Annotated in this window: 8 protein-coding genes and 1 pseudogene; 6 read left to right on the forward strand and 3 right to left on the reverse strand. The window is 41.2% G+C overall.

Annotation, left to right across the window (positions count from 1 at the left end; all coding sequences use genetic code 11):
* Positions 1 to 702: 702 nt before the first annotated feature.
* Positions 703 to 1,257 carry a TetR/AcrR family transcriptional regulator gene (locus tag HUN22_RS12190; protein WP_174729716.1) on the forward strand — a complete coding sequence of 185 codons (555 nt, stop codon included), beginning with the start codon at positions 703 to 705 and terminating at the stop codon, positions 1,255 to 1,257.
* An 18-nt stretch (positions 1,258 to 1,275) separates the two neighbouring features.
* Positions 1,276 to 1,374: pseudogene (locus HUN22_RS18175) on the forward strand (PaaI family thioesterase); the annotation flags it as partial.
* Here HUN22_RS18175 and HUN22_RS12195 read toward each other — a convergent pair.
* From HUN22_RS12195 to HUN22_RS12205, 3 genes are all read right to left on the reverse strand, one after another.
* Positions 1,355 to 1,990, reverse strand: a complete 636-nt coding sequence (locus HUN22_RS12195; protein WP_174729719.1) for a TetR/AcrR family transcriptional regulator — start codon at positions 1,988 to 1,990, stop codon at positions 1,355 to 1,357. The pseudogene HUN22_RS18175 and the gene HUN22_RS12195 sit on opposite strands and share 20 nt — an antisense overlap.
* Before the next feature lie 45 nt (positions 1,991 to 2,035).
* Positions 2,036 to 3,400 carry an MATE family efflux transporter gene (locus HUN22_RS12200; RefSeq protein ID WP_174729722.1) on the reverse strand — a complete coding sequence of 455 codons (1,365 nt, stop codon included), beginning with the start codon at positions 3,398 to 3,400 and terminating at the stop codon, positions 2,036 to 2,038.
* Positions 3,401 to 3,463: 63 nt separating this feature from the next.
* On the reverse strand, positions 3,464 to 4,900 hold the full coding sequence (locus tag HUN22_RS12205) for an efflux transporter outer membrane subunit (RefSeq protein WP_174729725.1): 1,437 nt from the start codon (positions 4,898 to 4,900) through the stop codon (positions 3,464 to 3,466).
* Between the two features lie 127 nt (positions 4,901 to 5,027).
* On the opposite strand from HUN22_RS12205, the gene HUN22_RS12210 reads away from it, so the two are divergent.
* From HUN22_RS12210 to HUN22_RS12225, 4 genes are all read left to right on the forward strand, one after another.
* On the forward strand, positions 5,028 to 5,648 hold the full coding sequence (locus HUN22_RS12210; protein ID WP_131325088.1) for a TetR/AcrR family transcriptional regulator: 621 nt from the start codon (positions 5,028 to 5,030) through the stop codon (positions 5,646 to 5,648).
* A 79-nt stretch (positions 5,649 to 5,727) separates the two neighbouring features.
* A complete protein-coding gene (locus HUN22_RS12215) occupies positions 5,728 to 6,852 on the forward strand; it encodes an efflux RND transporter periplasmic adaptor subunit (protein WP_174729728.1) in 1,125 nt (374 codons plus the stop codon).
* Positions 6,849 to 9,914 carry an efflux RND transporter permease subunit gene (locus HUN22_RS12220; protein WP_174729731.1) on the forward strand — a complete coding sequence of 1,022 codons (3,066 nt, stop codon included), beginning with the start codon at positions 6,849 to 6,851 and terminating at the stop codon, positions 9,912 to 9,914. Before HUN22_RS12215 ends, HUN22_RS12220 begins: the two co-directional genes overlap by 4 nt.
* Positions 9,915 to 9,953: 39 nt before the next feature.
* Complete coding sequence (locus tag HUN22_RS12225; protein ID WP_174729734.1) at positions 9,954 to 10,760, forward strand: oxidoreductase; 807 nt, start codon at positions 9,954 to 9,956, stop codon at positions 10,758 to 10,760.
* The last annotated feature ends 76 nt before the right edge of the window (positions 10,761 to 10,836 follow it).

A 10,836-nucleotide genomic window follows, 5' to 3' on the forward strand; every position in this document is an offset into this window, starting at 1 on the left:
TCTTTATACAGCCAATTAAAAAAGAATCAAGAAACTCCAATTTCTACAACTGGCGTTAATCTTTTTGGCTGATAGTAAACATCTCCAATAAAAACAGCCTCCCAAGGCTGTTTTTATTTCCCCCCACTTAACAATAATCCACTCATTATTTAGCCGTACTTTTCTAATGATTTAATTTAAAACAAATGGCATTTTGCGTGCTTGACTGCAAAAGGGTTGGACACTATTCTTTGCCTGCTGGCCTACATTGCCAGACGGTCGTCGCGGACCGTGATGAAAGATCGCATCAGAGTTATTCCTTCTGAGGGATAGTTTTGTGTGAGCATCTCCTCGTCTCCTCCCGTAGCGGTAGGACGGGAGAGGGACACCTTCGGGTGTGCTGGTTATCTTTCCCAGTCCGCGAACCCTTTCTCGTTCTGCCACCATAATTTTAATGTCGGCAGAACTCCCAATAAAAAGGAGTTGGCTTTGCACATCCATTATTTCTTGGCTCTCAACGCCAAAAGCTATAACGACACAGCTTAAAAATTTAAAGCAGCTTGAACGCACTAAGGTTTTCAGGCTTAAAGTCATTTTTACTTAAAACTTAGCAACAACAAACTTGAGATGTGCCAAGCACAGTCTTTACGGCTTTGCTGCGCCTTTTTTTCTCCCAAAAAAGTATCTCACTGAGAAACAACAAGAATTTATAACGGTAAAACTATGCCAAATTTAGTGCTTTCTTCTCGTGCCATACAAGTCATCAATAAGGCGATTGATTTATTTCACCATCGTGGCTTTCACACGGTTGGGGTAGATCGAATCGTCAAAGAGTGTGAAATTACCAAAGCGACTTTTTATAACTTTTTTCATTCAAAAGAGCGGTTTATTGAGATTTGTTTGATCGTGCAGAAAGAACGTTTAAAAGAAAAAGTGGTTTCAATTGCCGAGTACGATCAAGGCACCAACGCTAGGAATAAACTCAAAAAGCTTTATTTCTTACACACCGATGTAGGAGGGCTGTACTTTCTATTATTTAAAGCCATTTTTGAAACGAAACTGATCTATCCAAACACCTATCAAATCGCGGTGAGATATAGAACATGGATGATCAATGAAATCTATAGCCAACTTATCAAACTAAAAACTGATGCGACTTTTCAGGATGCCAAACTGTTTTTATATATGATCGAAGGCGCAATTATTCAGCTTTTAGACTCAAATCAAGTGGATGAGAGGGAAAAGGTGCTGGATTGTTTTTTTGTGGGATTCGTTTAAGACATATATATAAATATGGGCCTACAGGCTGATATTCGCTATATGAGTGGTGCTAAAAATAATGTGTTATTTGCAACGACAAGGCGTATTAACCCATCTAGTCGTTACCACTATGAGCAGCGATGAACATTTTAACAGCCGCTCGACAATAGGATTCAATTTCATGATCGTCCGTTGCTCTCGCTTCATCAAAACGCGCAATCATTAACAGATCAGATCCTTTGAAAAGCGCGGCAAACATTCGGGCAGATTGAAGAGGATTAGGCACGTTCAGAAGCGCTTTTGTATGCAATTGAAGTAGCAGGGTCTCAATTTGGGCTAAGACGTGGGTGGGGCCTGCATCGTAATGGAGCTTGCTTAATGTCTTTTGGTTTGTCTTATCGGCTACGATCATAGCCTCGACACTACGAACATCTGGGCTTAATAACGTATGCAGTAGCGACGATCCCACCGCCATGAGTTGTTCTTCGGCTGAACCTTGGAGTCCTTCAAAAAGAGTCTGCATATTGAATCTTTCACAACGGGCTGCAATGACTGCATCGAAAAGTGCTTCTTTACTTTTAAAGTGTCGATAAATGGTAATTTTAGAAATCTTTGCACGCTGAGCGACCTTTTCCATTGTTGCTGTGTGAAAACCCAATTTGTCAAAGAGCTCATATGCTGCATCAATGATCGCTTGGCTAAGTGCCTGATTGGCAGGCCGACCACGCTGAACCTGTTTGTTTTTTGTCATAATAATGATAGTCCTTGGTAGTTTCCTAATTTATTAAATAGAGACCTACTTATTTTTTATAAGGTTTGCTAAACAAGACACTAGGCCAAATGTCAAAGCACTTAATCCCAAAATCTGAAAGAAAGTTGATAGGCTAAAGTTAAAATGTAATACAGCAATACTTCCAATAAAGGCGGCAATAATCATTCTAATGGTGCCAGCGATAAGAGGGCCTAAAAGTCGCTTCGAGCCTTGACCTGCAAAGTACAGTGCCATCCCAATCCCTATTGCGCCATAAAAAGGTGCCACATGCTGTAAGTAGGTTATTCCAGTTTGTATAACTGCTTGATCACTACTAAAAAGTCTGAGCCATAGAGAGGGAAAAATGCTAAAGAAAAGACCGATTGAACCCGTGATTAGAAAACTAATAAAAACTCCAACCCATGTTATATGTTGTGCTCTTTGAAATTGTCCAGCGCCATAATTAATCCCTACCATGGTCATAATGGCTGAGCCGATACCAAACATAAGTGGAATCTGTATATAGTCCAAGCGAGAAGCAATACCGTACCCAGCAATTGCATCAGATCCAAATTGACCAACTAAAGTGGTGATGATGATTACAGTTAAATTAACTTGAATGACACCAATTGCAGATAGTGAACCAACACCAAGAATCTCTTTGAAAAAATGTAGATTAAGGGAGCTGGTAGATAATCTGATGATGCTATGCGTTGCACGCATATGTCTAATGAGATATACGATAGCGAAAACATAATAACTTAAGACCGCTAGTCCAGCGCCAGCGACGCCAAATGAGGGAATGAATCCCCAACCAAAAATTAAAAGAGGAGAGATTGGTAAAAGCAGGACACCACCTAGAAGTGTTACACGAGCTGGGGTTTTTGTATCACCCGCACCACGTAATGAGGCGGAGAGGAGTGCTACAGCCCATATGAGAGGTGAACCTAGAAAAATAATATTGGAATATTTTAGAGCAGCATCTAAAGCTAAGCCCGTAACGCCCATTAATTGGTAGATCGTGGGGGCAGCAATGAGCATAACAATACTAAAAATTCCTCCCAAAAGACCCGCAAGAATGACGCTATGCCAGACGAGGGATTGCACATCTTCTAATCGACCTGCTCCAGAGGCACGTGCAACTGCTGAAGAGAGTCCTCCGCCAAATCCACCATTTGCTAACATTTGCATAAGCATAAGAATTGGAAAAACAACGGCGACACCAGCCATTACTGGGGTTCCTAATGAGCTTACAAAATAAGTTTCTAGCAATCCAATCAATGTCTGTACGAAAAGAACAGTTATCGTGGGTAACGCCAGTTTCAACATTGTTTGAGTAATTGGCCCATTTAAAATCGCCTGATTTAAATCTTGTGTTTTTAATGTCTGGCGTATTGATTGTTCCTGCATAGTCTAAGTTCGCTCTAGAAGTGTCTGGTCAAGGATATTTCTATCTCTGTAACAGGATCGATTTTAAAAATCTTGGGGTTGCCAACCACCACCTAGTGATTTGTAAACTGCTACAGCTGCAAGGGCTGAATCAGTTTGTGCTTGAAGTTTTCTATCTGAAAATTGCAAAGCATTTGAATCTGCTTGTAATACTTCTATTCGACTGTTAATCCCTTTTTGATAGGCAATTAGAGCGATTTTCTGTGCATGGTGTAGCGCATTTTCACCATCTTGAAGTGCTACGAGTTGTTCTTGTCTTTTAGATAAAGTTGATAATGAGTTTTCTACATCTTCAGCTGCATGCAAAACGGCTAATTGGTAGGCTGCGAGCTTTTCGGCTTCTTGGCCCTTGGCTAAGCGAATTTCTGCATTAATTCGACCAAAATCAAATAAGCGCCAACGTAAGCCTAATAAGCCAGCTGCCTGATTGGCACCACTTGAAAATAAGTTTCCACTTGCTGTGGTTGCACTACCTATCAAACCGCCTAAAGAGACCTTTGGGTAATATTCTGCAATCGTACTGCCAATGCGTGCATTTGATGCTGCGAGTTGTCTTTCAGCCATGATGAGATCTGGTCGTCTACGTAAAAGATCTCGAGGTGTTCCTGTTTCAATAATCTGAGGAATAACGGGAATTGGTTTTACTTCTGCTAGTTCTGCTCGGTGAGTTCCCGGTACGGTTCCAAGCATAACGTCGAGGGCATTCATGGCAATGTCTAGATTCATTCCAAGAACAGGAATAACAGCTTGAACTTGAGCAACATTCGCTTTAGCTTGTTTGACCTGAAATTCGGAAGCTAATCCTTTGCTGTATAAAAGATTAATGGTTGAAAGAAGTTGCTGTTGAGTTTTTAATTGTTGATGGGCAATGTCTAATCGAGATTGTAAGCCACGAATATTAATATAGATATTTGCAGTTTGAGCTGCGACCATTAAACGGACGGCTGAGGCTCCTGCATTTGAAGACTGATAATTTGCAAGAGCAGCTTCACGATCTCTGCGAAGACCTCCAAAAATATCTAACTCCCAAGTTGCACTTAAATTTGCGTCATAAGAACGACCATGTCGGTCAAAATTTGGCATTGAATTTAAAACTTGCCCCAAAGGTGTTTCAACAGATTGGTAAACTTTAGCTGCTTGTGTGCCAACAGTCCCTATTGGTTGTAAAGAGGCATTAGCTGCCGACAATCCTGCCTGAGCTTGAGTCACTCGAGTATATGCTTGGGTCAGATCAAGATTTTGTTTTAACGCTAATGTGACATATCGAGTCAGTTGCGGATCATTAAAACTTTGCCACCATACGGCAATATCTGCTTTGTCATTGTCATTTGATGAGTTTAAGGGGGCGCCAAGGTATTGCTCGGGTAGAGATATATGAGGGCGTTTATAATTAGGACCTACGGTACACGCAGTAAGAGTACTTACAATGATGGGTAGGAGAACGATAGATCTAGATAACATATTTCCCCCGAGGCGAGATTTTGAACAATAGTTTAATTGTGACTATAATACAATTTGGTCACTAGTTGTCAATATCATTTCGCAAGAGTTAAACTGCCACTTCCAGATAAAGGTTTAAATTGAAAATATGAGTAAAGAAAAGAGTAGTTATCCTGTTTCAAAGCGAGGACCAGAAGATCATGATGTAAGAGATCAAATTCTGAGTGCCGCTACAGAGCATTTCAGCCGATATGGGTATGAGAAAACTACAGTTTCTGATCTTGCAAAATCTATAGGTTTCTCTAAAGCTTATATTTATAAATTTTTTGAATCTAAACAGGCAATTGGCGAAATGATATGTGCCAATTGTTTACGTGAAATTGAAGATGAAGTTAATACGGCTATTAATGAAGCTGAATATCCAGCTGAAAAATTAAGAGTGTTATTTAAAGTAATTGTTGAAGCAAGCCTTCGTTTATTTTCTCAAGAGCGTAAGCTTTATGAAATTGCTGTTTCTGCTGCTTCTGAGAAATGGGATGCTACAATCGCTTATGAAAATCGAATTCTTAAAGTAGTACAGAACATTATTCAAGAAGGTCGCCAATCAGGTGATTTTGAAAGAAAAACGCCAATTGATGAAGCAGTTAAGGCTATTTATTTAGTGATGAGACCCTATCTACACCCACTACTTTTACAACATAGTATTTCATATAACACCGATGCTCCAGTCTTGCTTTCTAGTCTTGTACTAAGAAGTTTATCGCCATAATAGATTTGTGACTATTGACTAAATTGGTCACTTGATTAAAAATGAGTCTCCTGATTAATTTGTTAAGGGGGGCTCAAATATGCTTTATCGTCGCCTTATTCCGTTTACAGCAATATGTATATTTCCTTTTTTCTTGCTCGGTTGTGCTGAAAATACGCAATCTGACCCCCGTACTTCGGCGCCGTTAGTACGAATCGCAACTGTACAAGATGAAATCACTTCCGATTCAAGAGCATTCACAGGCACGATAGGGGCGCGGGTAGAAAGTGATCTAGGTTTCCGTGTCTCTGGCAAAGTCATCAAACGATTTGTTGAAGCAGGCCAGACAGTAAAGCGCGGTCAGTTACTGATGCGTATTGATCCGGTCGATTTAGAACTTGCGGCCAAAGCCCAGCAGGAAGCTGTAGATGCAGCTAGAGCGCGTGCAGAACAAGCAGAGAAAGATGAAGCTCGATATCGTGATTTGAGTGGAAGTGGAGCTATATCTGCTTCAACTTATGATCAAATTAAAGCCGCGGCAGATACAGCAAAAGCACAGCTAAATTCTGCCCAAGCCCAAGCAAAGGTTGCAATAAACGCAAGTCATTATGCCGATTTAATTGCGGATGGTGATGGTACGATTATGGAAACACTGGTCGAACCAGGTCAGGTTGTCAGTGCGGGTCAAACAGTCATTCGCTTAGCTCATTCTGGTCAAAGAGAAGCAATCATTCAGCTTCCAGAGACATTACGTCCTGCAATAGGAGCTATAGGTCAAGCTACACTATTCGGTAAAGAAAATATAAGTGTCCCAGCTAAACTTAGACAGTTATCAAATACAGCAGATCAACTTACTCGTACTTTTGAGGCACGTTTCGTCTTAGAAGGCGATTTAGCAAATGCTCCTTTAGGTTCAACGGTTACTGTTCGTATTGCCAATCAAAATCAGAGTTCACAACATTTTTTTAAAGTGCCCGTTGGTTCCTTGCTTGATAAGGGCAAGGGAAGTGGGGTCTGGGTAATTAATGGAAAAACTCAGAAAGTAACGTGGCGTCCCGTTGTGGTTAAACAGCTTGATGATGAATATGCCTATGTCACTGGCAATATTCAAAATGGAGATCGAATTGTTGCTTTAGGAGCGCATTTGCTTCGCGAAGGTGAATTGGTACGTGTTGCATCACAAGCGAGTCATCCTTCAGTTGGAAATGAAGGGGACCACTCATGAGTGAGAAAGGTTTTAACTTATCAGCCCTTGCTGTACGCGAACGCGGTATCACGCTATTTCTGATTTTTTTGATTTCAATTGCAGGCATCGTTGCTTTTTTTAAATTAGGTCGTGCCGAAGATCCAGCTTTTACAGTGAAGGTGATGACCATTGTGACTGCATGGCCAGGGGCAACTGCTCAAGAGATGCAAGATCAAGTTGCTGAAAAAATCGAAAAACGGATGCAGGAGCTGCGTTGGTACGATCGAACAGAAACCTATACTAGACCTGGCTTAGCTTTTACAACACTGACTTTGCTTGATAGTACGCCACCATCACAGGTTCAGGAGGAATTTTATCAAGCAAGGAAGAAAGTAAATGATGAAATGAGCAATTTACCTGCTGGGGTTATTGGCCCACTTGTTAATGATGAATATGCAGATGTAACTTTTGCTTTATATTCATTGAAGGCAAAAAATGAAGCGCAAAGATTATTAGTCCGTGATGCAGAAACAATTCGGCAGCAGCTACTTCATGTACCGGGTGTAAAGAAAGTCAATATTATTGGTGAGCAATCTGAACGTATCTATATTGAATTTTCGCATGAGCGCTTGGCAACTCTAGGTGTAAATCCACAAGATGTATTTGCTGCACTGAATAATCAGAATGTGCTTACTCCCGCGGGTTCCATTGAAACCAAAGGTCCTCAAGTTTTTGTCAGATTAGATGGTGCTTTTGACAAGCTACAAAAAATTCGTGACACCCCGATAACGGCTCAAGGCCGCACTTTGAAATTGTCAGATATTGCGACTGTTAAACGTGGTACTGAAGATCCTGCAACATTCATGATTCGTAATGGTGGGGAACCGACCTTACTGTTAGGAGTGGTGATGCGCGAAGGATGGAATGGCTTAGATCTTGGTAAATCATTAGAGAAAGAAGTCACCTCCATCAACGAAGATTTACCTCTAGGCATCAGTTTAAACAAAGTGACTGACCAAGCGGTCAATATTAGCTCATCGGTTGATGAGTTCATGATTAAATTCTTTGCAGCATTGCTTGTGGTTATGTTTGTAAGCTTTATTAGCATGGGATGGCGCGTTGGTGTCGTGGTTGCTATGGCTGTACCGCTTACATTAGCTATTGTTTTTGTGGTGATGCTGGCAACGGGTAAAAACTTTGACCGAATTACACTGGGCTCTCTGATTCTTGCTTTAGGACTTTTGGTTGATGATGCCATTATTGCGATTGAAATGATGGTCGTAAAAATGGAAGAGGGCTTTAGTCGAATAGCTGCATCTGCTTATGCATGGAGCCATACGGCAGCGCCGATGCTTTCTGGAACATTAGTCACAGCTGTAGGGTTCATGCCAAACGGATTCGCTCGATCTTCAGCGGGGGAATATACCAGCAATATGTTCTGGATTGTGGGTATTGCACTGATTGCTTCATGGATTGTGGCTGTGGTTTTCACGCCTTACTTGGGTGTGAAAATGTTACCTAATTTTAAAAAAGTTGAAGGTGGTCATGATGCAATTTATGACACCCCGCGATATAACCGTTTCCGTCAAATTCTTGAACGTGTGATTGCACGTAAATGGCTTGTTGCTGGTAGTGTAATCGGACTATTTGTTTTGGCCGTAGGTGGAATGGCATTGGTAAAAAAACAATTTTTTCCAATCTCGGACCGACCTGAAGTGCTTGTTGAAGTACAGATGCCTTATGGTACATCGATTACGCAAACAAGTGCTGCGACAGCCAAAGTTGAGGCTTGGTTATCTAAGCAACATGAAGCAAAAATTGTGACATCGTATATTGGCCAAGGTGCACCTCGTTTCTATTTTTCGATGGGGCCTGAGTTACCAGATCCATCCTTTGCCAAGATTGTGATACGAACTGACAATCAGGAAGAACGTGAAGCCTTAAAACACCGTTTAAGACAAGCCATTTCAAATGGACTTGCAACTGAGGCACAGCTACGTGTAACACAACTTGTGTTTGGACCATATTCACCCTATCCAGTGGCTTACCGAGTTTCAGGCCCAGATCCAGAAAAACTACGTGTGATTGCGGCTCAAGTTCAGCAAGTTATGAATACAAGCCCAATGATGCGAACTGTAAATACGGATTGGGGAACTCGTGTACCAGCTCTGCATTTCACATTACAGCAAGACCGCTTACAAGCAGTTGGCCTTACATCAAGTTCAGTCGCACAGCAATTACAGTTCTTACTCACTGGTATTCCAATTACATCTGTGCGTGAAGATATCCGTACAGTGCAAGTTGTTGCTCGTTCAGCAGGTGATATCAGACTAGACCCTGCAAAAATTGGTGATTTCACACTGACTGGAGCAAATGGACAGCGTATTCCTTTAGCACAAATTGGCAAAATTGAAGTACGGATGGAAGAACCTGTCATACGCCGTCGAGATCGAGTACCTACAATAACTGTTCGTGGAGATATTGCCGAAAGTTTGCAACCACCAGACGTATCTACTGCAATTACCAAACAGCTTCAGCCCGTCATTAAAAATCTACCAAAAGGTTATCGCATTATTGAAGCAGGTTCGATTGAAGAGTCGGGTAAAGCCACTAAAGCCATGCTTCCTATTTTCCCAATCATGTTGGCAATGACGCTGCTCATTATCATTCTTCAAGTGAGGTCTATCGCTGCAATGATTATGGTGTTTTTAACCAGCCCGTTGGGGTTAATTGGTGTCGTACCTACACTTCTTTTATTTCAGCAGCCCTTTGGTATTAATGCATTAGTCGGGTTGATTGCATTGTCTGGAATTTTGATGCGTAACACGCTCATCTTAATTGGACAAATTCAGCAAAACAAAGAAGCGGGGCTAGATCCTTTGAATGCAGTGGTTGAGGCCACGGTACAACGCGCCCGACCTGTAATTTTGACAGCTTTAGCAGCGATTTTGGCTTTCATTCCTCTGACTCACTCAGTGTTTTGGGGAACGCTTGCTTACACACTCATTGGCGGAACGCTTGCAGGAACCATTTTAACTTTGGTTTTCCTGCCAGCCATGTATTCGATCTGGTTCAAGATCGGAGCTAAACCAGCGGTCTAATGATTAGATATTCAAATTTAAAAATTATTCGGAGTTCATATGTCAAACTCAAAAGTGGTTGTAATTACAGGTGTCTCGTCCGGTATTGGGCAAGTGACAGCAGAAAAATTTGCTAAACTCGGCCATAAAGTTTTCGGTACAGTCAGAAATAAAGTCAAAGCTCAAGCAATAGAAGGTGTAGAGCTTGTTGAGATGGATGTGTCAGATGAAGACTCTGTCCAACGAGCTATTCACTTTATTATTGAGCAAGCTGGGCATATTGATATTTTAGTTAATAATGCTGGAGCAAGTTTAATTGGTGCAGTAGAAGAGACCTCTGTAAAAGAAGCAGAAGCCTTATTCAACACAAATGTATTTAGTATTCTTCGTACTACACAAGCAGTATTACCTTATATGCGAATCCAGCATTATGGAAGAATTATAAATATTAGTTCAGTATTAGGTTTCCTACCTTCACCGTATATGGGGCTATATTCGGCATCCAAACATGCGGTTGAGGGATTATCTGAATCTTTAGATCATGAGCTTCGACAATTTGGAATTCGTGTATCCATTGTTCAGCCTTCATTTACTAAAACTAATTTGGATAAAAATGCCCCTGTAGCAAGTTCAAAAATTCCTGAATACGATCAAGAACGTGACTTAGCTACACAGGCCGTTTTAAATCAGATCGATCAGGCACCTCAGCCCGATGGTGTTGCTGATACAATTGTTAAAGCAGCACTCAATGATTGGCAAATGCGCCGTACGCCATCTGGGCAAGCATCTTTGTTAAGTAAGTTACGTCGATTTATGCCGAGTGGCCCGGTTGATAAAAGTATTAGAAAGACTTTTGGTTTGAAGTAAATCACGAGTGATTTTTGTATAAACCCTAAGTGCAAATTTAGCACTTGGGGTTTGCTTTTTATATGCTCTTATTCAA

This window comes from Acinetobacter lactucae (genome assembly GCF_013344765.1).
In the GTDB taxonomy this organism is placed as follows: domain Bacteria; phylum Pseudomonadota; class Gammaproteobacteria; order Pseudomonadales; family Moraxellaceae; genus Acinetobacter; species Acinetobacter lactucae_A.